Raw genomic sequence first — 23,697 nt, forward strand, 5'->3', positions numbered from 1 at the left:
GCGGCCGCCGCCCCCCGGGCCCCCCCCCCCCCCCCCCGGGGCCGGCCGCCCGCGCGCCGGCCCCCCCGGGCCCCGGGGGCGGGCGCCCCGCCCCCCCCCCCGGGGGCCCCCCCACGACCTGCACGAAGAACTCGTCGATCTGCCTGATCGCAGCGATGAACTGGTCGAGATCCACCGGCTTGGTGACGTAGGCGTTCGCATGCAGTTTGTAGCTGCGCAGAATGTCTTCCTCGGCCGCCGATGTGGTGAGCACGACCACGGGGATGTGGGACAGCTCCGGGTCGGCCTTGATCTTCTCCAGCACCTGCCTGCCGTCGTACTTGGGCAGGTTCAGATCCAGCAGGATCAGATCCGGCCGTGGAGCGTCGACGTACGCGCCGGTGCGGTAGATGAAGTCCAGCGCTTCCTGACCGTCCCTGACCACGTGCAGCGTATTGCCGATCTTGTTGTCCTCGAAGGCTTCCCGCGTCATCAGTTCGTCGCCGGGGTCGTCTTCGACGAGCAGGATATCGACCGGCTGGCCGGGATCGGTCATGCGAATACCTCGTTCTCGATGGATGTAGCGGTGATCGCGGGCGCTGCCGCCCGCAGGGTGAAGCACAGACGGGTGCCGTCACGGTAGTCGGTGTCGAGCCAGATCCGGCCGCCGTGGAACTCCACGATCTTCTTGCACACGGCCAATCCGATCCCGGTGCCGCCGTAGGCATCTCGCGGATGTAGACGCTGGAAGATGACGAAGACCTTCTCCGCGAATTCGGCCGCGACGCCGATCCCGTTGTCCGACACCGAGAATTCCCATTCCTCTGCGTCGTCGACGTTGGGCGCGCACGCCACCTGGACCACAGGGGTCAGGCCGGGCGTGCGGAATTTGATCGCGTTACCGATGAGGTTCTGCCACAGCATGATCAGCAGGGTCGGTTCCCCGAGGAGCTCCGGCAACGCCGCCGGGCGCTCGATCACGGCCTCGGATTCCTCGATGGTCGCCGCCAGGGCGGCTATCGCCTCGTCCAGGGTCTGATCCAGGCCCACCGGCTCGGTGCCCTCCGACATCCGGCCGACGCGGGAGAAGGTGAGCAGGTCGTTGATCAGCACCTGCATGCGTTTGGCGCCGTCGACGGCGAAGTCGATGTACTGCTTGCCGCGCTCGTCGAGCTGGTCGCCGTAGCGCTTCTCGAGCAGCTGGCAGAACGAGGCCACCTTGCGCAGCGGCTCCTGCAGGTCATGGGACGCGACGTAGGCGAACTGCTCCAGCTCGGTGTTGGATCTGCGCAGTTCCTCGGCCTGGACGTCGAGATCCTGCTTCTGGCGCAGCAGTGCCGCCTCCTGGATGCGCGTGGAATCGAGCTCGGCGACGATGTGGTGGCGCATGTTCTCCACCGCCTCGCAGACCAACGCGATATCGGATGGACCGACAGCCTCGATACGCGCGTCGAACTCCCCCGCCGCTACCCGCCGCGACGACTCGGTGAGATAGCCCAACGGCCGTACCACCAGTCGCCGTACCAGAACGGTGAGCAGCACCCCGGTCAGCAGGAAGACCGCGACGATGCCGGACAGCACGATGTTGCGGGTGGTGCGTGCGCTTGCCAGCTCGGCGGAGTCGCTGTCGACGACCGCGACGAGATGGTCGTTCTGCACCGCGAAGGTATCGCGCACGGCGTCGAAGAGCGCCTTTCGACGCACCGCTCCCGTGGCGGCGTCGGAACCGATGCCCGCGCGAGACGACACGGCTCCGGTCGCCGGATCGGTGAAGTCGGCCTGCCACCGCTGGGCGGCGAGGTCGACAGCGGCGAGGTCGGCGAGCAATCCGGGGTGGGCGACGAGCAGCTCCCGTAAGCGGTCGGCAGCGCGTGTCTGCTCCTGACGCCCTCGGTCGTAGGGCTCGAGGAACTGCGGGTCCCCGGTGATGGCGTAGCCGCGGATACCGGTTTCCTGGTTCAGCAGCGCACCCTGCAGCCGATGGGCTTCGGTGGCCGCGGGCAGAGTTTCTGCGAGCAGACGATCGGTGACCCGGCTGGTGTGCGCGATCACCTGCGCACCCGCCGCGGCACCGGCGACCACCACCAGAATCATCAGCGCGAACACGAGCTGGAACCAGCCCTGTGCTGTCAGCTTGCGAATCGACCCCGCCCGGGCTGGTGTACTACTCGTCACGTTCTCCGCCTCGTCACATCACTCCACCGCAAATACAGGATGGCCACATCGTCATCCAAACCGCCTGCCGCCGAAGACAGTTCCGCCACCTGCCCGATCAGCGCGTCGACGAAGGACTCGGGCTGTCCGGTCGGCAGCGTCTGTGCCAGTTCGAACAATCCGTCCTCGCCGAGGCGGGTGCTGCCGTCGCCGACACGCCCTTCGAACAGTCCATCGGTGAACAGCATCAGCCCCGCCTGATCCGCCAGTGCCACCTCGTGCGCAGGCCACTGCGCGTAGCCCGGGACGAAACCGAGGGCCGGTCCGCCCGGCACCTCCACCCAACTCAGTCCGGCACCGGTGCACGACAGCATGCCGGGATGACCCGCGCGGCGCACCGACACCTGTCGGGTCGCCGGGTCGAGTACCAAGCTGGTAGCGGTGGCGAAGGTTTGCTGGTCGGCGCGTTCGGCGAGCAACACTTCCTCGAGCAGGTTCAGCTGCCTGGCACCGGTGACACCGCTGAGCACCAGCGTGCGCCACGCCAACCGTAACGCGACCCCGGTCGCCGCGGCATCGGGACCGTGGCCGGAGACATCACCGATGATGGCGTGCACGATGCCGGTCGGGTCCTGGACCACGTCGTAGAAGTCGCCGCCGAGCAGTGAGTGGTCACGGCCGGGTCGATACCGCGACACCACCTCCACCGCGGGGTCGGCACCCAACAGCGGGGTCGGCAACAGTCCGCGTTCGAGTCGGGAGTTCTCCTGTGCCCGCATCTGACTGGCCTGCAGGGCCGCACTGGTGAGCTCGGCCTGCTTGCGCTGGATCGCGTAACGCACTGCGCGCCCGAACAATTCCGGGTCCACCCGGCCCTTGACCAGATAGTCCTGCGCGCCGGAGGCCAACGCGAACAGCCCGGTGCGCTCCTGGTCGAGCCCGGTCATCACCACGACCGGGACCTGATCGTTGCGGACGCGGATTCCGGCCAGCGCCTCGAGTCCGTGTGCATCGGGCAGATGCAGATCGAGCAGCACACAATCGGGGACGTCGGTGCGTAGTCGCTCGCCGGCCTCGGCCAGGGTGCGTACCCAATCCAGGTGCGGGCGCGGAGACAGATCGGCGACCATCTCTTCCACCAGCAAGGCGTCGCCGGGATCGTCCTCGACCAGCAGTATGTGGAGTTGACGCCGCGATCCGGGCCCGGCCGTGAAGAGATCGGCGTTCAACGCGTCACTGCGCACCACGACCACCGCCGGCACAGCCGAGAGTTGCCTGCTCGCACCACATCAGACTTCCCCTCCCCACCTGGACAGCACAAAACCCAGGGTGTGCACGAAAGCCTCCGATCACAAGCGCCCACGACGCGAACTGACTCCGCCGGCCGGTTGCTGGACCGAGAGGTAGTACCGGGGATGCTATCCGATTGCGCCGACACCCATGCCCACGCGGGATTTCGGCGTGGGCAATCGGTACCGGCTCCCCGGTGGCGTATGGGTGAGCGAGTTCATAGAGCATGCGGCAACTTCGCGAGTAGGTTCTCGAGCATGGAGAACGACGGACCAAGCAGGACAGCCCTCGTCACCGCCTACGCCCGCGCCTATCACCAGATCGCCGACCGGCCACAGATCTTCACCGACCCCTTGGCGGCACGGCTGCTCGCCGTCACCGCGGAGGAACTGGCCGATCCGGGCACGCTCACCACCGATCATCTCGGTGACGTGGCAACTGATAGGCCCCGCCGCCTGTTCTTCGCCGCCCGCGCCCGCTTCGCCGAGGACGCCGTGGCCGCGGCCTTCGCTGCTGGTGTGCGGCAGGTCGTGATCCTCGGCGCGGGCCTGGACACCTTCGCCTATCGCACTACGTACCCGGACTTGCGTGTCTTCGAGGTCGACCATCCTGCCACCCAGGCGTGGAAACGCGAACGCCTCGCCGCCGCCGGAATCGACCGCCCCGAGACATTGACCTTCGTGCCGGTCGATTTCGAAACCCAGACGCTGGCGGCGCGATTGGAATCCACCGGATTCACACGGACGGACCCGGCCGTGTTCGTGTGGCTCGGCGTCGTCTTCTATCTGACTCCGAGCGCCGCCCATGCCACCCTCGAATACATCGCTGCCCAGGCCCAGCCGGTCGAGGTGGTCTTCGACTACCTCCAGCCCGCGACGACCGACGAGGACCGTGCGGACCACCGGGCACGTGCCGATCGGCTGGCCGGCATCGGCGAACCGTTGTTCAGCTACTTCACCCCCGACGACATCGCCGCACAGCTGCGCGCCCTCGGATTCACCGACATCGAAGACCATTCCGCCCCTGAGCTCATCGGTGGCTACCTCGACGGATCCGGAAGGTTCGAGAGCGACTCGCCGCGCGCACTGCGCGCGAACCGCATTCTGCGTGCGAGCCGCTGAGGACTGCCCGCCGCGCCGACTTGCACCACCCCGGCCGCCGTCACCGATGCGGTGGCTGTAGGTGGTCCTTCGCGAACACCGCCGTCACGTAGTCGACGAGGTGCAGGCGGAGGGCGGAAGGCCAGTCCGCCGAGAGATCGTCGAGGTCCACACCGAGCGCCTTTTCGACTTCCTGCAACACGAAGGGAAGCGGAATGCTCTCGCGCGAACAAACCTGTACCGCGTACTCCAATTGATCCACGACATCGTGAAGATGAGCGGTCTCGCTGTCATAAGATTCCGCGCCGGGAGCCGCAATGCGGCATTCAAGATTTCGTGAAACCCGATCGCCGCCTACGTCATCGCGCGATATCGGGGTACCACTGATGTTCTCGTCCATCGATCCCCCTGTCGAAGTAGTTCCCCGTCGATGGTCGACCGTACCCGATTATTCACAGAAAATGGAGGGCCAAACCGGACATCTTATAGCTAATTGATAGCTAACAGGAGCCGGTTTGTGAGCCGTAACAGAGAGCATGTGATCTGCGCGAGATCGGTAGCCGTCGGGGAGTCGGCTGCCGATCAGCCCAGGTGGACCCGCGATCCGATACGTTGCTGATGCCCTCACCGACCAACCTCACCGTGCCGCCTCGACCCCGAGGAAGGCTGCCATCATTATCGTGAACAGTTCTAAACTGTTCTTACAGTCGCGGCCCTTGTCGAGCGTCGAAGCATTTCTCTGGAAACTTCACAGCTTCGGGGCTTTAGTGTCGAGAATTTCCCATCACACACCGAAAAGGTGCCGGAATATTGCGACCGGGCGGCCGTTCCAGGCTGTCGAAAATTCGTCATACCGCACCGCCGATGACCACACCCTCCACACCGCATCGAATTGCGAATTCACCTGCGGTACAGCGCAACCCGACCTCTCCGTATCGAATATTCATCCCGCACTACCCGCCCTGGCAAATAGCCTGCTCGACATGCACCACGGACGCGACTGGAAGTCTCTTACAGAAGTCGTCCATGCCCTGCGTCGGTCACCCTGCAGTAACGGCAACAAGGCCCAGCGGTTGCACCTACACCTCCGCGGTCATGGCGGATCATGTTCGCGACCGGATTCGATTCGGATAGAAATCGAATTCCTACTTCCACCGGGCTCGAGCCACGACGGCATCGCCGCACAGCCGGTCCGCGCTCACGCGAGTCAGGTGAGCACCGCGTCGATGAGGCGGCGTGCGGCGGCGTCGCAGCGTTGTTCGTCGTCGGTGACGAGGCGGTCGATCAGGATTCCTTTGAGGCCCGACGCCAGCACCGTGGCATCGACACGGGCATCGACGGCATCGCGACCTGCGCGAGCGAGCAGGTCAGTCGCATAGTCGACCCATGCCAGGATCGCATCGCGAGCGGCGGGGCGCTCCGCGGCGCCGTTGGTGAGACCGGCGGCGAGCAGGTGGTACATGACGGTGAAGTGTGTGCGCTGCTCGTCCGCTGTCATCGCCGCCCACGCCGATGTCGCCGCCCCGGCCGGACTCTGCTCGGCGGCATCGGCGAGTTGTCGTTGCATCTGCTGTCGATGTTCAGCGAACGCGGCGGACAGCAATTGCTCGCGGCTGCCGAAGTAGTGCACGAGCATGCGCGCGCTCGTCCCGATGCGCTCGGCGAGGCCACGCAAGGTGAAGTCGACGAGGCCGTGACGCGCGAAGTCGTCGAGAGCGGCGTGGAGGAGCTCGTCGCGTCGGGTGGGGTTCGGAGATGTTCGGGCAGCCACCCCTTGACTGTAACATTTGTTACATCTAGGGTCGCCGGCATGGATGTAACAAATGCTTCATCGCTAGGTGCCGAGCCCACCGAGTACACGGCGTTCATGATGTTGACCGCGCTCCCCGCATGGCTGGCCATGAGCCGCCCGGAGCGTCGACGTATCGCCGACGCCGCCCTGGGCACCGCCCTGCGCGACCGGACGAAAACCACGATGCGGTTCTACGACGCCGAGGCCTTCAGCGCCCGGTCCAGCGACATCGCGGTGTTCGCCACCACCGACCTCGACGAGTACTACCTGGTGATCGAGCACCTGCGCGACTCGGCGCTGTTCACCAGGCCCTACTTCCGACTCGAGGACCTGATCTTGTCCGTGGAAGACGGGCACAGGGCCGCCGAATGAGCAAGCAGATCGTCGCGCGCGCGGCGCTGGTCACCGGAGGCGGCAGTGGAGTCGGGTTCGCCTTCGCCCAGCAGCTCGCCGCCACCGGCTGTCACGTTCTGATCTGTGGCCGCGACCCCGACCGGCTCGCGAACGCGGCCGCGCGCATCCCAGGCCTGCGGACCATATCCGCCGATCTGGCCGTTCCCGCCGACGTGGATCGCGTCGCCGCGACCGCGGCCGGAATCGCCGGACTGGATTTGGTGATCAACAACGCCGGAGTCCAATTCGACCGGCAGTGGATGACATCGGACGCCGACGAACTGCTCGACGATGTGACCGAGGAACTGGCGGCGAACCTGATCGCGCCGCTGCGCCTGACCGCACGTCTGCTTCCCGCGCTGGCGCTCGCCCCGTCCGCGACGATCGTCAACATCACCTCGGCGCTCGGGTTGGTGCCCAAGCGTTCCGCGCCGGTGTACTGCGCGGCGAAGGCGGGCTTGATCGCGGCGACCACCTCGCTGCGGTACCAACTCGCCGTAGACGCACCTACCGTGCGCGTCGTCGACGCGATGCTGCCGCTGGTCGACACCGCGATGACCGCCGGACGCGGCCGGGGCAAGATCAGCCCCGGCGCGGCAGCGGCGGCGGTTCTCACCGGGCTACACAAGAGGCAGGCGCACCGGATCCGAGTCGGGAAAGTCGGAATGTTGCTCGGTATGCAACGGATATCACCGACACTCGCGGCTCGCGTGGTCGCGGACTGATCCTGATCGACCGTCGCTTCGCGAAGTCCGAAGCGGGAACTTGTCAGATGCTACGTCCGCTCACTGCGCAGGCCGATTCTTTTGTGGCGTCAGCCGGGTCTACCTACTAGAGCCTGTCCGCACGACGAACAGGACTCCATCGTGTGCCCCGGAAAGAAAGGCTGATCGCCGATGAGCATTCCCATTACCATGCGTGCGCTGCAGCAGATGTCCTTCGAAGGTCCACAGGACATGCGCCTGATAGACCATGCTCCGATACCCCGCCCCGGGCCAGGCGAGGTTCTTGTCCGAGTCGCCGCCGCTGGGGTCAACTTCGCTGATATCTCGAAGTCCCACGGAGCATTTCGGGACGGCCCGCGACCGCCCTACCTAGCCGGTTTCGAAGCCGTCGGCGAAGTTGTCGCGCTAGGCGCGGAGGTTACCGACCCCGTGCCGGGTGCACGTGTTGTCGGTGTCGGGAGTGGCGCTTTCGCCGAATATGTGGCGCTACCCGCGGCGGCCGCGGTCGCCGTACCCCCCGGCTGGACGGCGCAGCAGGCGCTCGGATTGACAGTGAATTGGCCCACGGCGCTGGCCGCACTGCGGACCCTGGGCGGGCTCGCCACAGGCCAGACCGTGTTGATTCACGCCGCGGCGGGGGCGACCGGCCAGGCCGCGGTCACCATCGCCAAGCACTATGGGGCGACGGTCATCGCCACCGCTTCGCCGGCCAAGCACGAGGCAGTTCTGGCGTTGGGCGCCGACCACGTCCTGGACTCCCGCGGTGACGACCTCGCCGCCGAAGTATCAAGAGTGACCGGCGGCGCCGGCGTCGACCTGGTGTTGGAATCGGCGGGCGGAGCGACGTTCGAGGCCAGTCTGGCAGCGGCCAAGCGCATCACCGGTCGGGTCGTTGTTTACGGGCTGGCGGGCGGGCAGGCGGCGGTCAGCAATTGGGAACTTGTGTACAAGCATCAGGTCCAGCTCATCGGGCTCAATATCGGCGTGCTGATCCAGGCCGCACCGCAGATGTTCGGCGAAATCATGGGTGAGCTGTCCGCGCTCATCACAGCCGGGGTGCTCACTCCGATCCAACCCACCGTCTACGACTTGGCCGACGGTCCGAAAGCGCTGGGCGAACTGGAGACCAGAGCGACCGTCGGCAAACTGGCCCTGCTGCCGTGACCTGCGAACGCTGTATCCACGTGGACTCGGTGACCCCACACGAGATGGAAGCCGCCGTTCGACAAGGGAAGCTAGCTAGGGTGGCCGTGTGACATCGCACCCACGGGGCGCACCGGATCACGACCGGTTCACCATCGAGACCCATCGGTTTCGCAGAGAACTGCTGGCGCACTGCTACCGCATGGCCGGGTCGGCCAATGACGCCGAGGACCTCGTGCAAGAGACCTATCTGCGGGCGTGGAAGTCCTACTCAGGATTCGAAGGCCGCGCCTCGGTTCGGTCCTGGCTCTACAAGATCGCCACAAATGTGTGCCTTACCGCTCTGCAGCGGCGTCGGATCCGAGTGTTGCCCTCGGGTTTGGGCGGACCCTACGACGGTCCCGATCGTGCGCCGAATCCGATTGCTTCGGAAGAGATCTCGTGGCTGGGTCCACTACCGGACGGGTGGATCACACCACCTGATGGCGATCCGGCGACGATCGTTGTCGCACGCGAGTCGCTGCGGCTGGCGCTCATCGCGAGCTTGCAGCATCTGCCCGCCCGCCAGCGAGCGATGCTCATCCTGCGCGAGGTGCTCGCATTCTCCGCCGACGAGACCGCGGAGATCCTCGGAACCACCACTGCGGCAGTCAAGAGCGGGCTGCAACGAGCGCGCGCCCGCCTCGACGAGGTCGAGCCCGAGCCGGAGAATCTGCTCGAGCCGGCCGACCCCCGAGCACGTGCGCTGCTCGACGGTTACATCGCAGCCTTCGAGCGTTCCGATGCGAGTCTGCTGGAGCAGGTGCTGCGCACCGATGCCACCCTGGAAGCGACGCCGTTCGGCGATTGGCAAGCGGGCAGGGCGATGTGTATCCATGTGCTCGGCACGTACGTACTCGGCACATCCGGTGACTGGCGGATGATCGCCACTACCGCGAACGGCCAACCTGCCGCTGTGGTGTACCGCAGGGACACGAGCGGAGTGCTGCGAGCGGACGGTGTCGTGGTGCTGGCGCCCACTACCGCCGGTATCGCACGGGTGGTCAAGTTCCATGCTCCCGCGCTGGTTCCGATGTTCGGCTTCCCCCGGGTGTTCGCAACCTGATCCGCGAGGAGAGGAATCACGCACACCGGAACCCGTGCACCGATCGCTCGGGATGATGTCCAGGCGAGCCCCTGCACCACAATGGCAGCGTCAGCCGCGATTGCCGGCCGTTGATGTACCCGATGCCCCGGGCCCCACCCCTGCCGATGTGATGCCTACGGCTTGGCCGACGAGTTGCTCAGTGGTGCGGTGTGCGTTTCGGTCGGCCCCCCTGTGTAGTCGGGCAGCTCGATACCGTTGATCGCACGCTCGATCAGCGCGAGGTCCCATTCGACGTCGGGCCCTGTGCCCGGCTCGGCCTCCGGCGCGGGGGCGATGAGGCTTCGCGCGTGCAACCGGCCGATCTCCTGGTTGGCCTCGACGAACGAGCGCATCCGCCGCTCGTAGGCGGCGTACCCGGTCTCCGGGTCCCATCCTGCGGCGGCTAACTCGCCGGCCAGCAGGTAGGCGCCGACCAGAGCCAGGCCGGTACCTTGCCCCGACATCGGCGACGAGCTGAACGCCGCGTCCCCGAGTAGCCCCACCCGCCCGCTCGACCAGCTCTCCATCACCACCTGGGCGACCTGGTCCAGATAGAAGTCCGCAGTGTCGTCGAGATGGGCAAGGATGTCGGATGTCAACCAGCCCATTCCGCTCATCCGCTCGCGCAGCAAACGCTTCTGCGCCGCGATGTCGCGGTAGTCGACGTCGAAGTCGCCCGAGCTGAAGCAGAGTACGGCCATCGCCTGGGCGGCGTCTCGGATGGGCCGCAGGCCCGCGGATCGCCCCGACTCCCGGTAGTCGATCAACCAGCGGTCCAATCCGAAGTCGTTGGGGACACTGTAGAAGGCCAGCACGAGCCCCAGATGGCGAACGAACCGCTCATGTGGGCCGAAGACCATTGCTCGCAGCGCCGAATGTAGTCCGTCTGCCCCGATCACCAGGTCGAAGCGGCGCGGGTCGCCGCATTCGAAGGTCACGTCGACCCCGTCCGCGTCCTGGGCGAGGGCGGCGATCCGGTCGCCGAAGATGTATTCGACGCTGTCGCGGGTGTCGTCATAGAGCACCTGGGACAGGTCCCCTCGCAGGATCTCGATCTCGGCGATGTACCCGTCGCCGCCGTCGTCGCCCACCCGGAAGGTCTCCAGGACGCTCCCGTCCGCGTCCACGGTGTGCGCGCCTGCGGTCTCCGTGCAGGCCGCGCGCACCTGCGCGTCCAGCCCCATGCGCCGGATGACCTCCTTGGTCACCCCGCGTGCGTCTACCGCCTGCCCACCGGGACGCAGCCCGGACGCCCGCTCCACCACGGTCACCTCTGCCCCTCGCTGATGTAACCAGTGGGCCAGCGCGGGCCCCGCGATGCTCGCTCCCGCTACCAACACCCGCGGGTGTGCGGGGTCGGCGGTTTGCTCACGTATCTGGGTCGCGTGCTCGTGTGCAGGGCTGTCGAAGTTCACCGGTGCCTCCGTGTGCTTGTTCCCGCGCGGGAACGGCCCCGGCGCAGACACACCGCAGTCGGTGTATCCACCGATATCGACGACAGATCCACACGAAATTCATCGGTGCGCCGCGAACGTATCCGTGCTCGCGCGACAGGCGGCTTCGAGTCCGCCTACGCGACGGATCACGGCGCCTTTCGCGAGCTGGTGACAATGGTCGATTCGACCAGGGGAATGAAGAGTTCGTCGGCAATCGCTCGCGGATCGACCTCGTCCCTGTAGTGGAGAAGGTCGTCGATGATCATCGCGATGGGTAGGCGCAACAATCGCGGGCTGATTGCGGCCAGATCCATACCCGCGGCTTGCACGACTTCGCCGAGTTGGGTGATCGCGTCGTCGGCGAGCTCGGGGCGCAGCCGGTTGGTCAACTCCGGGTCCACACCTGTCAGCACCGACAAACTCTCATATCGAGCGATGACCCCGGTGAGTACTTGAAGTACGTCGTCACGCAGATTGCCGGTCGGCGCCGGACGCCCCAGCCGGGGGACTCGTTGCTCGATGACAGCGCGAATCAGGTCGAACTTGTCGGGCCACCGTCGGTACAGCACCGATTTCGCCGCGCCTGCGCGCTCGGCGACGCCGGCCATGGTCATCTCGCGATAGCCGACTTCGACCAGTTCCGCCCAGGCCGCGTCCAGGATGGCCCGCTCCAGCGCGGCACCTCGTCGTCGTGTCTGCATCACCCCCAATAAGCTACCCGAGTTGCTTAAAACTTTCAGTGCTTGCTACCTTCAAATAAGCAACTTCAGTTTCTTATGGGTGGTGAATCATGGCGGTACTCGACGTGCCCGGCGCGCAGATCTACTACAAGGTTCGAGGCGTCGGCCCTGCGCTGTTATTGCTCCCCGGAGGTGACGGCGACGCTGATGCGTATGACGTCCTAGCCCTGCATCTGAAGTCGGACTTCACGGTGATCAGCTTCGACCGGCGCGGCCTGTCGCGCAGCACGGGACCGGCTGACACGTCGGGTCCACGCACGCACGCCGACGATGCCGCGCTGGTACTGGGCGCGGTGACCGACTCCCCGGCGCTGGTATTCGGCACCAGCATCGGTGCGATCATCGCGCTGGAACTCGCGGCGCGCCACCGAGAACGGGTTCGGACAGTGATCGCTCATGAGCCGCCGATAGCAGCCTTGCTACCCGATTCCGAGCGTGCGCAATTGCTTCAGTCCCAGCTCGACGTCGAAGACGCGTACCGCCGCGACGGCATCGCCGCGGCGATGGCGCTCCTCGTCAAGATCGCGGGGTTGGACATCGTCGACCGCGACCCCGATGTGCCTGTGGCACTGCCGAATCCAGGCCGGATACGCAATCTCGAACACTTCCTCGCCCACGATGCGCCGGCAGTGCGCGAATATCGTCCGGACACCGTGGCACTCCGCGCTGCTGCCGACGTGATCACCCCGGCAGCGGGCGCCACCAGCGTCGGCCCGGTGCCACACTGTTCCACGGCCCTGGCCGAGATGCTCGGCCGCGAAGTCGAGACGTTTCCCGGCGGCCACAACGGACCGCTTTTTCGGCCACGGGCCTTTGCCGACCGCTTGCGAGGGATCCTGCGCTCGATCTAGCGCGCTGGCTGACTTTGTGCGCAGGACAGCGCACGCAAGACCTGGATCCGAGGTCTGGAGTAGGTGCACCACTCGGCTTCCGAACTTGTGTCATCTCACCGCCCTGCACTACTTCACCGCGTTGACAGCCGGCGACCTCAGCAGGGCCATGCGCTATGTCGCTGATGACGTCATCTGCGACACTCAAACCAGGCGCGTGAGCGGCTCCAGAGCATACAGGCAGTTCATCTCACAATGCCTACCCGTGATACGAGGGGCAATGTCGGTCGCGGGCGCAGACCGTCTCGTGGTCGACAAAGACAAGATCGTCAACATCGTGACCGTTGTCGACAGGGTTCCATATCAGGCGGGGCCTACTCGATAGTCCACGAACGCAGGAGACCTGCAATGATCGGATGCAACGAATCAGCCAATGGCGTTGCCCCGATGAGTACTTGGCGTTGGATCAAGCCTTCGATCATGATCACCACCACCTCGGCGGTGATCGCGGGATAATCGTGATCCATCGCAGTCACGATATTCGCGGCGAACTCCACGAACGCACCACGGTGCGCATCGAACTCCGCACGGATCTGCGGATCGACTTGGGCCTCGGCCAACAACATATGCCGGGCAACGACACGCTGCCGAGCCGGAGGGGCCGTCATTTCCTGCACGAACGCGCTCATGCGGTCAACTACGACGGCCATGGGAATCTGCGGGGTGCAGATCAGGTCGGCGAAATGAGTGGCGGCGACGACCCCGTCGCGGGCGAACAGCTCGTCCAGCGCCAAACGGACCAGGTGCGCCCGGGTGGGGGCGTGATAGTTCACCGCGCCGCTGCCGAAGCCGGCGGCGGCGTCCACCGCGCGGTGAGTCAGCCCGCGAAGACCCTGTTCAGCGAGAACGTCGATCACCGCGGCGGCGATCACCTGCCGCCGCGCAACCTTCGTGCCGGTGTCGGTGGCCTTGATTCGCGCCATGGGACCACACAGTAGCGGCACCTGCCATCGACGCGGCACCACTCAGCCCAGCGCCGGCAGCAGGCGGCGGATTCCCATCAGCTGGTGATGTGGTGTTCGACCTCGCCGATACCATCGAGAGTCAAGGTGAGGACATCCCCCGGCTCGAGCCAGTTACCGGTTTCCATACCGCTGCCGCCGGGCAGAGTGCCGGTTCCGAACAACTCTCCAGCAAAGAGATGTTCGCTGTGGGAAGCGTGAGCGAGGACTTCACCGAGGCTCCAGCACATCCCAGCGCTCGATACCGTGGTGACGGTATCGCCGTTGATTCTGACCGACCCGGTGAGGCTATCGATGCGCGGCAGGATTTCGTCCGCGGTCACGGCGGTCGCCGACATCGAACTGGCGAAATGCTTGGATTTCTGTGGCCCGAACCCGCTGGCCATTTCGGCGCGCTGGATGTCGCGCGCACTGAAGTCGTTGAGCAGGACGAAAGCGCCGATCGCGGCGGTAGCCTGCTGCGCGGTCGCACAGTACAGAGGCTCGGCGAGAACGAATCCGATCTCGAGTTCGTAATCCAATGCCGACGAGTAGGCCGGAGCACTGATCGGGGTTCCCGACGGAACGAATGTCAGATGATTACCCATGTAGTAGATCGGCTGCTGATAGAACAACGGCTTCGGCTTGAACAGCGGAAAGCTCCGACCACTCAGCCGCTCGACCGCAGCAGCCAACCGGTACTGCGCCGGATGGAATCGGCGCACCAAACCACGGCTGGCGTCGATATTGTGCTGCTCGAACAACATGAAGTCGCGAAACGATGCCGGGTTGAAAGGCAGCAACAGCTCGGACTCACTCAGGTGCCCGTTCGCGACGCCGAGCTCCCATTGATCACCGAACACCTTGCCCGCCACCGGTTCCGGATGCGCGGACCACTGCCCGTCACGGAGACACTGTGTCTGCAAACCGTCCTCGGTCCGAACCCGACGCAACTTCATCGACGATCCTCTGTTCGTTGTGGCCGAAGGTCGGCGCGCGTGCATCTGGGCACCGGATGCCACCTCCGCACGTTGTCATACTTCACAGACCTGCCCCAAGGCTTCGGTAGCTCTTCTCCATGACCATAGGGTCGACGGATGCCGAGCCAACCAGAAACCAATCGGCGCCGCGCAATTCAGGTGGCGGCGGTTGTCGGCGTGGGCCTGGCGCTGTCCGGTCTCCCAGTCTCCGCCACCGCCGATCCGAACGTGCGATACCGTGGGTACTCTGCCGAGGACCGTGCCGAACCGTACGCGAAATACATGGCCGCGCACACCGCGCCTGTCCTGGCTTCGGTCGCCGCGGCCTATCGCTGCGGCCCGACGCCATCGGAGCAGATTCCCGAGTTCTCCGCACTCCCGAGCGACCTCTCACCGCACGGTGTCGCCGCGGTGGAAACCGGCTACGGACACACCGCATCCGGCGCGATCTGGGTCGCGGTACATACCGAGATGCAGGGCGTCACCGCCGCCATGTGGGATTGGTGGTTCGCCTGGCACACCGTGGAATCCGCGCGCTACAAACTGTGGCACCCCGACGCTCACCTCTACTGCGGAATCGCCCGGGACCGGTCGGCTGACCACATTTCCGACCGCGACAAATACATCGGCAACATCGCCTATGTCGACGAGTACATCGGCCCGAAACTGCAGCAACTGGCGATTGCCTTCACCGACCCGCGTGCCCACGGCTTCGATGTCCCCGATCAGCACACGATCATTCTCGGCAGGGTCGGCAGCATCGTTGCGCCGGTCGACCTCGGGTGGCTGGCACATCAGGTCAGGCCGATCCCCGGGGGATGCGAAATGCGCAGCCGCTTCTACCTCAATCTCCACGGCCTCCACCAACCCGACCTCTCCCGAGCCGCGCAAGCGATCGAACGCGGGCCCGCCGTCGATCCCCGAGACCTCGTCCTCGACGTCGAGCTCGCCCGGGAACTACTCCTGCACTGCGGTCAGGAAATGAACCATCTGGCCGGATTTCTGCCGCGGCTCTACCACGAATTCGCCCGCTGACACCGATCGAAAGCCGGTTCAGCTCAGGGCGACTCCGAGTTCGGTGGCGAAGGTCTTGATCATGTGTTGGACGCCGATTTCGTTGCGGCCGATGATCATGTGGTCATGCTGGCCATGACGAACACCTTCGCCGCACTGGGGCAGCATGGCGAAGTCCTCGTCGCGGACCGCGGCGTGGACTTGAGCGTAAATGGTGTCGTAGACGGCGCGCTGCTCATCAGTCGTGGCGGGGATCTTGGCCATCCAGCTGTGGCGCACGGTACAGCGGGTAGGCGCACCGGCGGGCAGCATGTCGAGGATCTCCACGCCGACAGGGCTGTTGGCCAGGACCAGGTTCGGGTAGATCCAGTAGATCACGCCCATGTTCATCAGGGGATCCCAGGAACCGGTGGGATCGGTGTCGAGCCCGGTGATCCAGTTGAACGGGAATCCCATCCGGTGGTGGCGACCGAAGGCGTCGTGGGTCGAGGTGTTGGCGACGGTATTCTGGCCGATCACGCTCTGGCCGTGGACGAACGGGAAGTGATAGCTCTCGGCGAAGGCTTCGAGCGCGCCTTTCCAGCTGACCTCGGAGGTGAACTCGCGCTCGTCGTGGTAGCCGTAGGAACCGTAATCCAGTTGCGCCAGTTCAGGTCCCATGTCGCCGAGGTGAGCGTCGATGTCGATCTCACCGTCGGCGGAGAGTACCGCCCAGATGAAGCCGTGACGTTCCTGGCTGGGTAGTTCGACCAGGCCGTAGTCGCCGCGGTCCATTCCGGTGAAGCCTTCCTTGCCCGGCACTCCGGTCAGCTCGCCGGTGTTGCGGTAGGTCCAGGCGTGATACGGGCAGGTGAAGCGCGTTGCGTTGCCGGATCCACAGGCCGGTTGCGCGCCGCGATGACGGCAGTAGTTCAGCAGCACGTGCGCGGTGCCGTCGCGATCACGGGTCACCAGCAATGAGTCGCCGAGCACGGTGCGCACCACGTAGTCGTTCGGTTCGGGGATGCGCGCGGAGGGCGCGATCATCACAGGCGTGCGGCGCAGGATCTGCGATTCCTCCACCTCGGCGATCTTCGGGTCGCGGTAGTAGTGCAGCGGCACTCGTAGTGCGGTCGGCGCCATGTCGGTGGTCCGGTCGAGCACCAAGCGCAGCGCGCGGCGGGTCAGGTCCTCGGTCAGCCCGACGGCGCCGGGTTCGATCTGGTTCATCATGACAATGACCATACATATTGCTCAATATGTATGGTCTGTTTCGGTTGAACGGGTTACGCGGTCCCCCGACGAAGTCGATAGAGTCGGCGAGAAACACAGCTGCCCGAAGGGACTCGATGCGCACCCATGGCTGGTCCGGCACCACTCCGGCCGATGACACCGAAGCCATCGAACGCATCATCGCCGCCGCGCGCACTGCCATCGAACGCAGCGGCGGGGATTTCACGATGGCCGAGATCGCCCGCGACCTCGGCGTCACCCGCCAAACGGTGTACCGCTATTTCGCCAACGCCGATGCGCTGCTGACCGCTACCGCTCTGGCCGAGACCGGACGCTTCCTCGATGTCCTCGCCGCGCATCTGGACCACATCACCGATCCAGCCGAGGCCGTGGTCGAAGGCATTGCCTACACCCTCGAAAGTCTCGCCGCCGACAGATATCTCGGATTGCTACTGAGCCCCGGCCGCGCCGGTGTCTTTTCCCCTGGCGTCACCTCAGACACCGCGCGGGCCTTCGGCCGCTCGATTCTCGAACGCTTCGCCATCGATTGGGAACGCGCGGGTATCGCTGACACCGCCCTCGACGAGCTGGTCGAGCACATGCTGCGCACCGTGCAATCGTTCGTCATCGACCCCGGTCGCCCGCCACGTCAGGGCGTCGCGCTGCGCGCTTATCTCACTACCTGGATCGCCCCGGCATTGCGTGAGCTGCGGCCCTGAGTGTGAAGTGCGCGCTTCTACTCGTTCGCGCGGCTGCGAACGACCCTTCTCCTCGATCTGCGCGAATCTCTGGCCGCTCTCCGGTCGAGCACCAACCATGGATGCGGAGATTCGTTGTCGCCACCCATCGATCCGAGGACGCCGCCATGACCGTCACAGACGAATACCTCAGCAACAACGCCGCGTACGCGGCGCAGTTCAGCGGCCCGCTCCCGCTGCCGCCCAGCAAGCACGTCGCGGTGGTGGCGTGCATGGACGCCCGCCTCGACGTCTACCGCATCCTGGGTCTACGCGACGGTGAAGCCCACGTCATCCGCAACGCGGGCGGCGTGGTCACCGACGACGAGATCCGCTCGCTGGCCATCAGCCAGCGACTGCTCGGCACCACGGAGATCATCCTGATCCACCACACCGACTGCGGCATGCTCACCTTCACCGACGACGATTTCAAACGGGCGATCCAGGACGAGATCGGCATCAAGCCGACCTGGTCCGCCGAAGCCTTCGGCGATCTCGACGAGGACATCCGCAACTCGCTGCGCCGCATCGAACGCAGCCCCTTCATCACGCGCACCACCTCTCTGCGCGGATTCGTCTTCGACGTCGCGACCGGAAAACTGAACGAAGTACTCGACTGATCATCGGTGTGACTGCCCGAGTGGCCGAGATCGGGCGCGCTGCTCGGGCTCCGGCAAAAGGCCTCAGATGAGCGAGCCCTCCCCCGCCGACGTGCGTCGCGTCGCGATCGTGACCGGCGCCGCGTCCGGTATCGGCCGAGCCACTGTCGAGTTGTTCGCCGAACGCGGGCACGACGTGGTCGCGGTGGATATCTCCGAGCACGGCCTGACCGGATTCGGCGACGGCATCGTGACCCTGGCCGGCGACGTGTCGTCCGACGCGGCGAACCAGGCCGCGGTCGACGCCGCGCTGAGTCATTTCGGCCGGCTCGACACCATCGTTCTCAATGCCGGAACCGGCGGCACCCCGCCGCTCGAGGCCGACGATGCGGTGCGCACGGCCGACCGCATCCTCGATGTGAACCTACTCGGGCCGATTCGCGGGCTGCGAGCGGCGATTCCGGCGTTGCGTCGGTCCGGGGGCTGCGCGGTGTTGACCGCATCGGTGGCCGGTTTGCGCGGCGATGCGGGAAACTGGGCCTACAACGCGTCCAAGGGCGCGTTGATCAACCTGGTCCGCGCGGTGGCGATCGACTATGCCGCGCAGGGGATTCGGATCAACGCCATCGCACCCGGGCTCACCCGCACCGGCATCACCGCCGGCGTACACCAGGACCCCGCACTGCTGACGGCGATCGAACGCCGGATCCCGCTCGGACGGTTCGCGGAACCACGTGAACAGGCGGAGGCGATCTGGTTCCTCGCCTCGCCCGCCGCCGGCTATATCACCGGCACCACCCTCGTCGTCGACGGTGGCCTCGACGCCAACCTCGGCATTGTGCCGCTGCCCGGCCAGTTCTGAACGAGCGGCGCCCCTTCCGAATTTCTGTCGACTGACGCGATTCGCCGTGTGGGACACGCTGTTCCAGTAGTCGACAACAACGACCAGGGCCGCTGGCCAGGGGAATAGTCGCGTTCGGGATCGCCGGGCGCGGTTGCTCGATAGGGTCGGCGCAACGATCGAGCTGGAGGTGAACGTGGGAATCAAACAGCGGGCCACGGTGCAGATGAGCGCGGACGAGATCGCGCAGTTCCTCGACCGCAGCAGGGTGCTCACCTTGGCCACCCTGGATGCCGAAGGCAAACCGCATCTGACAGCGATGTGGTTCGGGCACATCGACGGCAAGATCTACTTCGAGACGAAGGCGAAGTCGCAGAAGGCGGCCAATCTGCGCCGTAACCCGACCCTTACCTGCATGGCCGAGGCGGGCGACACCTACGACCAGTTGCGCGGCGTCTCGATCGAAGGAACAGCGCATCTGATCGAGGACCCCGCCGACGAGGAGTACTGGAACGCCGGAATCGACGTCTTCCGTCGCTACGTCGGTCCCTACACCGAGCAGGCTCGTCCGCTGGTCGAGTCCATGATGCACAAACGCATCGTCGTTCGGGTCGAGCCGACGCGGATCCGCTCGTGGGACCATCGCAAACTCGGTCTGCCCGCCATGCCGCTCGGCGGCAGCACAGCCGGTGTTCAACCCTGATCTGCGCTCCTCGGACGAGCACAATGAAGGGGTCCCACCCTCTTGACCACATCCCTGGAAGTCGTCTGTGGCCGGGTGATCGTCGCCGTGCCGGAACAACGGTAATCGAACGGAGAAGCGCCGATGACCGACGCCGATTACATCGTGGTTGGAGCCGGTAGCGCCGGTTGCGCGGTGGCTCGCCGACTCGCGGAAAGTGGCGCGTCCGTCGTGCTGATCGAGGCTGGGCGCGCAGACGACAAGGGCATCGCCAAGATGCTCTTCCAGATTCCCGGTGCTATCAACGTCATGCACTCCACGCCGCAGTTGAAGAAGCTGTTCGACTGGGGTTCCAAGTCGATACCGCAGCGCTGTGCGCTCGACCGCACGATCCCCATGACGCGCGGCCGGGTCCTGGGTGGTTCGAGTTCGGTCAACGGCATGCTCTTCGTCCGCGGCAACAAGAAGAACTTCGACGACTGGGCGGCTGAGGGCTGCGAGGGCTGGGACTACGCCGGTGTCCTTCCGTACTTCAAACGGCTGGAGGACTGGGAGGGCGGCGCCAGCGACTTCCGTGGTGCCGGTGGCCCGATCAAGGTCACCCGCAAGAGCGATCTCACCGAGGCGGCCCGCGCGTTCATGGGAGCGGCGACCGAGCGCCTGGGTGTGCCCGCCATCGACGACTACAACGCGGAAAGTCAGGAAGGCGTCGCGGTCTTTCAGCAGAGCGCCGCGAAGGGATTGCGGTACTCCACTGCGCAGGGCTACATCCATGCGGATCCGCTCCCGAACCTGCTGGTTCTCACCGAGACGACGGTCATCAGGATCGTCGTCAACGGCTCGCGGGCCACCGGCGTCGAGATCTCGGTCGAGGGCGGCAAGCAGATTGTGCACGCCTCGCGCGAGGTGATCCTCTCGGCGGGCGCGTTAGGGTCGCCGCAGATCCTCCAACTGTCCGGTATCGGTCCCGCCGAACACCTCGCGCAGCACGGCATCGCGGTGCACGCGGATCTGCCGGTCGGCGACAACCTGCACGACCACCTCTTCGTCCCGCTCTCGTACAAGATGAAATCGGCGGTGCGGCGACCGACTCCGTCGTACTTCCTGCGCGGACTCCTCGCGGAGAAGCGCAGGCCAGGAAGCTCGTGGGCGGCCGGATCGTCGTTCGAGTCCGTCGCGTTCGTGCGCACGTCGTTCGCCCAGGACATTCCCGACCTGCAACTGCTCAGTCTCTACTGGGTCTACCCCTCGCCCAACCAGGACTCCGACAAGCGGGTCGTACCGCCGACGAAGAAGCCGGGGCAGAGTGTCTTCCCGACGCTGATCTACCCCGAGAGCCGGGGCACCGTCAGGCTCTCCTCGGCGGATCCGACTGCGGCTCCACTCATCGACCCCGGGTACCTGAGCGTGCCCAAAGATGCGGAAGTGCTGCTCGAAGGCATCGCGATGGTGCGCGAGATCATGGCGGGAACCGGCGACAACGCCGGCGAGATCAACCCCGGAGCCGAGTTCGCCGACGACGCGTCGCTACGCGCGGAGCTGCCGAACCGAATCCACACCGTGTACCACCCGGTGGGCTCGGTACGGATGGGAGTCGACGAGCGTGCGGTCGTCGATCCGACGTTGCGGGTTTCGGGCATCGACGGTCTGCGCGTCGCGGACGCGTCGATCATGCCGACCATCATCGGCGGGAACACCAACGCGCCCTCGATCATGATCGGCGAGAAGTGCGCGGACCTGATCCTTCGACCCTGAGCGGTTCCGTATCGGCCGCATCGGTATGCACGCGGTTGGTTCTGTCGCCGAAGGGAGGACAATGGACGGTGGGTTGACCAGTTCGTACGCACCGTCAGGAGCACGCGATGCTACACAGCCACCGAACGTTCTCCCACTTGCTGCACGATATGGGTGAGCAGTCTTTCGACGACCTTCGAGTGCGCCATGCGGCCTGGGTCGCGCGGTGGGTAGGCCACGGTGCCGCCGCTCCGCTGCACTTCGACGACCTCACCGCAGTTGCCGACCGTCTCGAGGCCAGAGCCCTGCCCGCCGGATCGGTGATGTTCTCGGCGGACCAACCGCCGGACGGGGTTTGGATCGTGCGGCAGGGGCAGGTCGAACTGTCCGTCGGATCGGGCACGCAGCGTGCTGTGGTCGGCAGGCTGGGTCCTGGCGATGTCGACGGCGATATCGCGCTGGTGCTGGAGGTGCCTCTGGCATACACCGCGCGCACGCTCACCGAGGCGCAGTGCCTGTTCGTCTCCCAGCGCAATTTCGACACGTTGCTCACCACCAACCCTGAGATCGCTCGGCGCTGGATATCCAGTGTGGCGCAGCGGGTTACGACGGTCCAGAGCTGGCTGACGGATATGCTCGGCCGCCCGCTCCCGGTCCAGGTGGCTCAATTGCTTCTCGACGAAGCCGTCGACGGGTCGGTTCAGCTGGACCAGCGCACGCTCGCCGCCATGCTCGGTGTGCGGAGCGCGTCGTTCCACAAGGTCATCGAGGAATTCGAGCGACACCGCCTGATCACCATCGGCCGGGACAGCATCGGCATCGATGACGGCGACGGATTGCGGCAGCTCACAGCAAAACTCCACAGCCACTGAGCAGCCGACCGGCGACGACCGGCCGAGACAATACTGGTCTGCGCAAAAACCTTTCCGCAGTTAACTATTCGGAATAGATATCTAATTGCGGATAAGGATATTCTTGCCACGCTCGGATCGGCGATTTCAACAACAGAAAGACAAGAGCGGGTTATATTTTCTGAACACCCATTTTTTAGCGGTTCGACCTCCCGTCTTACCGCTGCTCGACATTCCCTGGAGATCGCCATGATATCGACCTCTTCCTTGTTTCGTGCGGGCTTTATCGCCCCGGTCGCCATCGCGACCGTCTTTTGTTTGGCCGCACCGGTAAATGCCGCCCCCGTCAGCGTGAACTGGAGCTGCCGGGGCACGGTCCTCGGCATCGGCCAAACCTCGAGCATGAACACCTCGGTTACCGGCACCGCGCCGAGCTCGGCGGCGTCGGGCTCCACGGTGGCCATCACCATCACACCGGGCGCCTCGTCGGTTCCCAGTTCAGCTTCCGGATTCACCGTGAACAACATCAGCAACCTGAAGATGACCATTCCGACTCCGGCGAATTCGACAGTGGTCTCAGCTACCGCCTCCGGGGGCACCGTGGCGGGCACCGTGGCCACGTCGGGCGGGAATGTCGTACTGACCGTGCCGGGTCCGATCGCCGGCGGTACCAGCTTCACCCCACCGGCGGTGACCATCAACGTCACCGCCGGCGCCGCCGGAACACCGATCACCAGTAAGTACGCGGGGACCAGCTACACCAGTCCCGGTATGACCATGACGACCAATGTCTCATTTGTCGGCAATGTCGCGACCTCGTGCTACCCGAACCCGTCCCCGACCCTGACCACCACAGCTGTCGTCTGAGTCCGCACCCGAGTGCCGCCGGATGATGACCGGTGTCCGCGCCGGCGGCCTGTGGTGAACGTCCCGGACCGGGTTGCCTCAGCATCCCGGTCCGGCCCCACCGAGTCACACCGGACGGCCGCCACTGCTGATTGTGGTTGCCCTGCTTACGGTTTGGCGCAGCGGAGCCACTTCGACCGATTTATCCGATGCGCGGTACCACCTCGCCCGGTGTGTCGTACAGTGCATGTCCGGCACAGCCACGGCCGCTTCGACGACCGGAGCGGTGCCGCTTTCGTGATGTTCGTCAGCCGCGGTTCGGGCCGCCGGTCGATCGATTGACAGGAGCGCCCATGCCCACCTCGAGCACCCGGCGGCAATCCCTGCTGCTGCGGCCTGCGGCGTCCATCGACTCCGCCGCGCTCCCCGGCTGCCCCGAACAGATCCGGGCGCTCAGCAACCGAACAGGCCCTGATCGGTGACTTGTGCTGA

24 protein-coding genes and 1 pseudogene are annotated in these 23,697 nt (G+C 65.5%); 15 read left to right on the top strand and 10 right to left on the bottom strand.

Going from position 1 to position 23,697, the window contains the following annotated elements; all coding sequences use genetic code 11:
• Window positions 1-103 precede the first annotated feature (103 nt).
• The 3 genes and pseudogenes from ACWF99_RS03225 to ACWF99_RS03235 form a co-directional block, all read right to left on the bottom strand.
• Window positions 104-535 (bottom strand): annotated as a pseudogene (locus ACWF99_RS03225) (response regulator); the annotation flags it as partial.
• Window positions 532-2,154: a sensor histidine kinase gene (locus tag ACWF99_RS03230; protein ID WP_452534376.1), complete on the bottom strand. Its 1,623-nt coding sequence runs from the start codon at window positions 2,152-2,154 to the stop codon at window positions 532-534. The pseudogene ACWF99_RS03225 and the gene ACWF99_RS03230, both read right to left, overlap by 4 nt.
• A complete protein-coding gene (locus ACWF99_RS03235; RefSeq protein WP_452535299.1) occupies window positions 2,151-3,311 on the bottom strand; it encodes a PP2C family protein-serine/threonine phosphatase in 1,161 nt (386 codons plus the stop codon). Before ACWF99_RS03235 ends, ACWF99_RS03230 begins: the two co-directional genes overlap by 4 nt.
• Before the next feature lie 369 nt (window positions 3,312-3,680).
• Here ACWF99_RS03235 and ACWF99_RS03240 point away from each other — a divergent pair, with 369 nt between their 5' ends.
• Window positions 3,681-4,544, top strand: a complete 864-nt coding sequence (locus tag ACWF99_RS03240; RefSeq protein WP_378631415.1) for a class I SAM-dependent methyltransferase — start codon at window positions 3,681-3,683, stop codon at window positions 4,542-4,544.
• 40 nt (window positions 4,545-4,584) lie between these two features.
• On the opposite strand, the gene ACWF99_RS03245 is transcribed toward ACWF99_RS03240, so the two are convergent.
• Together ACWF99_RS03245 and ACWF99_RS03250 are read right to left on the bottom strand one after the other, a co-directional pair.
• Window positions 4,585-4,923: a hypothetical protein gene (locus ACWF99_RS03245; protein WP_452534378.1), complete on the bottom strand. Its 339-nt coding sequence runs from the start codon at window positions 4,921-4,923 to the stop codon at window positions 4,585-4,587.
• Window positions 4,924-5,730: 807 nt separating this feature from the next.
• Window positions 5,731-6,294, bottom strand: a complete 564-nt coding sequence (locus tag ACWF99_RS03250) for a TetR/AcrR family transcriptional regulator (protein ID WP_452534380.1) — start codon at window positions 6,292-6,294, stop codon at window positions 5,731-5,733.
• A 39-nt stretch (window positions 6,295-6,333) separates the two neighbouring features.
• Between ACWF99_RS03250 and ACWF99_RS03255 the strand changes: the two genes are divergently transcribed.
• From ACWF99_RS03255 to ACWF99_RS03270, 4 genes are all read left to right on the top strand, one after another.
• Window positions 6,334-6,687, top strand: a complete 354-nt coding sequence (locus ACWF99_RS03255) for a darcynin family protein (RefSeq protein WP_378631412.1) — start codon at window positions 6,334-6,336, stop codon at window positions 6,685-6,687.
• Window positions 6,684-7,433, top strand: a complete 750-nt coding sequence (locus ACWF99_RS03260) for an SDR family NAD(P)-dependent oxidoreductase (RefSeq protein ID WP_452534382.1) — start codon at window positions 6,684-6,686, stop codon at window positions 7,431-7,433. Before ACWF99_RS03255 ends, ACWF99_RS03260 begins: the two co-directional genes overlap by 4 nt.
• 231 nt (window positions 7,434-7,664) lie before the next feature.
• The gene (locus ACWF99_RS03265; RefSeq protein WP_452535301.1) at window positions 7,665-8,597 is read left to right on the top strand and encodes a zinc-binding dehydrogenase; all 933 of its coding nucleotides are present in this window, start codon (window positions 7,665-7,667) and stop codon (window positions 8,595-8,597) included.
• An 88-nt stretch (window positions 8,598-8,685) separates the two neighbouring features.
• Window positions 8,686-9,681, top strand: coding sequence for a sigma-70 family RNA polymerase sigma factor (locus ACWF99_RS03270; RefSeq protein WP_378631407.1), 996 nt, complete (start codon window positions 8,686-8,688; stop codon window positions 9,679-9,681).
• 155 nt (window positions 9,682-9,836) lie between these two features.
• Here the strand turns inward: ACWF99_RS03270 and ACWF99_RS03275 are convergent, their stop codons facing one another.
• Both ACWF99_RS03275 and ACWF99_RS03280 read right to left on the bottom strand, forming a co-directional pair.
• Window positions 9,837-11,117, bottom strand: coding sequence for an FAD-dependent monooxygenase (locus ACWF99_RS03275; protein ID WP_452534385.1), 1,281 nt, complete (start codon window positions 11,115-11,117; stop codon window positions 9,837-9,839).
• Window positions 11,118-11,284: 167 nt separating this feature from the next.
• Window positions 11,285-11,839 carry a TetR/AcrR family transcriptional regulator gene (locus ACWF99_RS03280; RefSeq protein ID WP_378631471.1) on the bottom strand — a complete coding sequence of 185 codons (555 nt, stop codon included), beginning with the start codon at window positions 11,837-11,839 and terminating at the stop codon, window positions 11,285-11,287.
• 89 nt (window positions 11,840-11,928) lie between these two features.
• Here ACWF99_RS03280 and ACWF99_RS03285 point away from each other — a divergent pair, with 89 nt between their 5' ends.
• The gene (locus tag ACWF99_RS03285) at window positions 11,929-12,729 is read left to right on the top strand and encodes an alpha/beta fold hydrolase (protein WP_452534387.1); all 801 of its coding nucleotides are present in this window, start codon (window positions 11,929-11,931) and stop codon (window positions 12,727-12,729) included.
• 353 nt (window positions 12,730-13,082) lie between these two features.
• Here ACWF99_RS03285 and ACWF99_RS03290 read toward each other — a convergent pair whose 3' ends face one another.
• Together ACWF99_RS03290 and ACWF99_RS03295 are read right to left on the bottom strand one after the other, a co-directional pair.
• On the bottom strand, window positions 13,083-13,691 hold the full coding sequence (locus tag ACWF99_RS03290; protein WP_452534389.1) for a TetR/AcrR family transcriptional regulator: 609 nt from the start codon (window positions 13,689-13,691) through the stop codon (window positions 13,083-13,085).
• 77 nt (window positions 13,692-13,768) lie between these two features.
• A complete protein-coding gene (locus ACWF99_RS03295; protein ID WP_452534391.1) occupies window positions 13,769-14,668 on the bottom strand; it encodes a fumarylacetoacetate hydrolase family protein in 900 nt (299 codons plus the stop codon).
• Between the two features lie 138 nt (window positions 14,669-14,806).
• On the opposite strand from ACWF99_RS03295, the gene ACWF99_RS03300 reads away from it, so the two are divergent.
• Window positions 14,807-15,724 carry a DAPG hydrolase family protein gene (locus ACWF99_RS03300; RefSeq protein ID WP_452534392.1) on the top strand — a complete coding sequence of 306 codons (918 nt, stop codon included), beginning with the start codon at window positions 14,807-14,809 and terminating at the stop codon, window positions 15,722-15,724.
• Window positions 15,725-15,742: 18 nt separating this feature from the next.
• Here the strand turns inward: ACWF99_RS03300 and ACWF99_RS03305 are convergent, their stop codons facing one another.
• Window positions 15,743-16,912, bottom strand: coding sequence for an aromatic ring-hydroxylating oxygenase subunit alpha (locus ACWF99_RS03305; protein WP_452535303.1), 1,170 nt, complete (start codon window positions 16,910-16,912; stop codon window positions 15,743-15,745).
• A 119-nt stretch (window positions 16,913-17,031) separates the two neighbouring features.
• On the opposite strand from ACWF99_RS03305, the gene ACWF99_RS03310 reads away from it, so the two are divergent.
• The 8 genes from ACWF99_RS03310 (at window position 17,032) to ACWF99_RS03345 (ending at window position 23,687) form a co-directional block, all read left to right on the top strand.
• Window positions 17,032-17,634, top strand: coding sequence for a TetR/AcrR family transcriptional regulator (locus ACWF99_RS03310; RefSeq protein ID WP_378631396.1), 603 nt, complete (start codon window positions 17,032-17,034; stop codon window positions 17,632-17,634).
• Between the two features lie 146 nt (window positions 17,635-17,780).
• A complete protein-coding gene (locus ACWF99_RS03315) occupies window positions 17,781-18,272 on the top strand; it encodes a beta-class carbonic anhydrase (protein WP_452534394.1) in 492 nt (163 codons plus the stop codon).
• Window positions 18,273-18,339: 67 nt separating this feature from the next.
• A complete protein-coding gene (locus tag ACWF99_RS03320; RefSeq protein ID WP_452534396.1) occupies window positions 18,340-19,113 on the top strand; it encodes an SDR family NAD(P)-dependent oxidoreductase in 774 nt (257 codons plus the stop codon).
• A gap of 175 nt (window positions 19,114-19,288) precedes the next feature.
• Window positions 19,289-19,795: a pyridoxamine 5'-phosphate oxidase family protein gene (locus ACWF99_RS03325; RefSeq protein ID WP_452534398.1), complete on the top strand. Its 507-nt coding sequence runs from the start codon at window positions 19,289-19,291 to the stop codon at window positions 19,793-19,795.
• Between the two features lie 123 nt (window positions 19,796-19,918).
• Window positions 19,919-21,529, top strand: a complete 1,611-nt coding sequence (locus ACWF99_RS03330; protein WP_452534400.1) for a GMC family oxidoreductase — start codon at window positions 19,919-19,921, stop codon at window positions 21,527-21,529.
• A 149-nt stretch (window positions 21,530-21,678) separates the two neighbouring features.
• Window positions 21,679-22,380 carry a Crp/Fnr family transcriptional regulator gene (locus ACWF99_RS03335; protein WP_452534402.1) on the top strand — a complete coding sequence of 234 codons (702 nt, stop codon included), beginning with the start codon at window positions 21,679-21,681 and terminating at the stop codon, window positions 22,378-22,380.
• 297 nt (window positions 22,381-22,677) lie between these two features.
• A complete protein-coding gene (locus tag ACWF99_RS03340; protein WP_452534404.1) occupies window positions 22,678-23,226 on the top strand; it encodes a hypothetical protein in 549 nt (182 codons plus the stop codon).
• Between the two features lie 332 nt (window positions 23,227-23,558).
• Window positions 23,559-23,687: a hypothetical protein gene (locus tag ACWF99_RS03345; protein ID WP_452534406.1), complete on the top strand. Its 129-nt coding sequence runs from the start codon at window positions 23,559-23,561 to the stop codon at window positions 23,685-23,687.
• The last annotated feature ends 10 nt before the right edge of the window (window positions 23,688-23,697 follow it).

This window comes from Nocardia sp. NPDC055002 (assembly GCF_053608825.1).

What these genes read in the sequence shown, in the direction of transcription:
- ACWF99_RS03240 (WP_378631415.1), top strand. Translation starts at nt 3,681, where the DNA reads ATGGAGAACGACGGACCAAGCAGGACAGCCCTCGTCACCGCCTACGCC.
- ACWF99_RS03245 (WP_452534378.1), bottom strand. Translation starts at nt 4,923, where the DNA reads ATGGACGAGAACATCAGTGGTACCCCGATATCGCGCGATGACGTAGGC.
- ACWF99_RS03255 (WP_378631412.1), top strand. Translation starts at nt 6,334, where the DNA reads ATGGATGTAACAAATGCTTCATCGCTAGGTGCCGAGCCCACCGAGTAC.
- ACWF99_RS03260 (WP_452534382.1), top strand. Translation starts at nt 6,684, where the DNA reads ATGAGCAAGCAGATCGTCGCGCGCGCGGCGCTGGTCACCGGAGGCGGC.
- ACWF99_RS03265 (WP_452535301.1), top strand. Translation starts at nt 7,665, where the DNA reads ATGCGCCTGATAGACCATGCTCCGATACCCCGCCCCGGGCCAGGCGAG.
- ACWF99_RS03280 (WP_378631471.1), bottom strand. Translation starts at nt 11,839, where the DNA reads ATGCAGACACGACGACGAGGTGCCGCGCTGGAGCGGGCCATCCTGGAC.
- ACWF99_RS03285 (WP_452534387.1), top strand. Translation starts at nt 11,929, where the DNA reads ATGGCGGTACTCGACGTGCCCGGCGCGCAGATCTACTACAAGGTTCGA.
- ACWF99_RS03290 (WP_452534389.1), bottom strand. Translation starts at nt 13,691, where the DNA reads ATGGCGCGAATCAAGGCCACCGACACCGGCACGAAGGTTGCGCGGCGG.
- ACWF99_RS03295 (WP_452534391.1), bottom strand. Translation starts at nt 14,668, where the DNA reads ATGAAGTTGCGTCGGGTTCGGACCGAGGACGGTTTGCAGACACAGTGT.
- ACWF99_RS03300 (WP_452534392.1), top strand. Translation starts at nt 14,807, where the DNA reads ATGCCGAGCCAACCAGAAACCAATCGGCGCCGCGCAATTCAGGTGGCG.
- ACWF99_RS03305 (WP_452535303.1), bottom strand. Translation starts at nt 16,912, where the DNA reads ATGAACCAGATCGAACCCGGCGCCGTCGGGCTGACCGAGGACCTGACC.
- ACWF99_RS03310 (WP_378631396.1), top strand. Translation starts at nt 17,032, where the DNA reads ATGCGCACCCATGGCTGGTCCGGCACCACTCCGGCCGATGACACCGAA.
- ACWF99_RS03315 (WP_452534394.1), top strand. Translation starts at nt 17,781, where the DNA reads ATGACCGTCACAGACGAATACCTCAGCAACAACGCCGCGTACGCGGCG.
- ACWF99_RS03320 (WP_452534396.1), top strand. Translation starts at nt 18,340, where the DNA reads ATGAGCGAGCCCTCCCCCGCCGACGTGCGTCGCGTCGCGATCGTGACC.
- ACWF99_RS03330 (WP_452534400.1), top strand. Translation starts at nt 19,919, where the DNA reads ATGACCGACGCCGATTACATCGTGGTTGGAGCCGGTAGCGCCGGTTGC.
- ACWF99_RS03335 (WP_452534402.1), top strand. Translation starts at nt 21,679, where the DNA reads ATGGGTGAGCAGTCTTTCGACGACCTTCGAGTGCGCCATGCGGCCTGG.
- ACWF99_RS03345 (WP_452534406.1), top strand. Translation starts at nt 23,559, where the DNA reads ATGCCCACCTCGAGCACCCGGCGGCAATCCCTGCTGCTGCGGCCTGCG.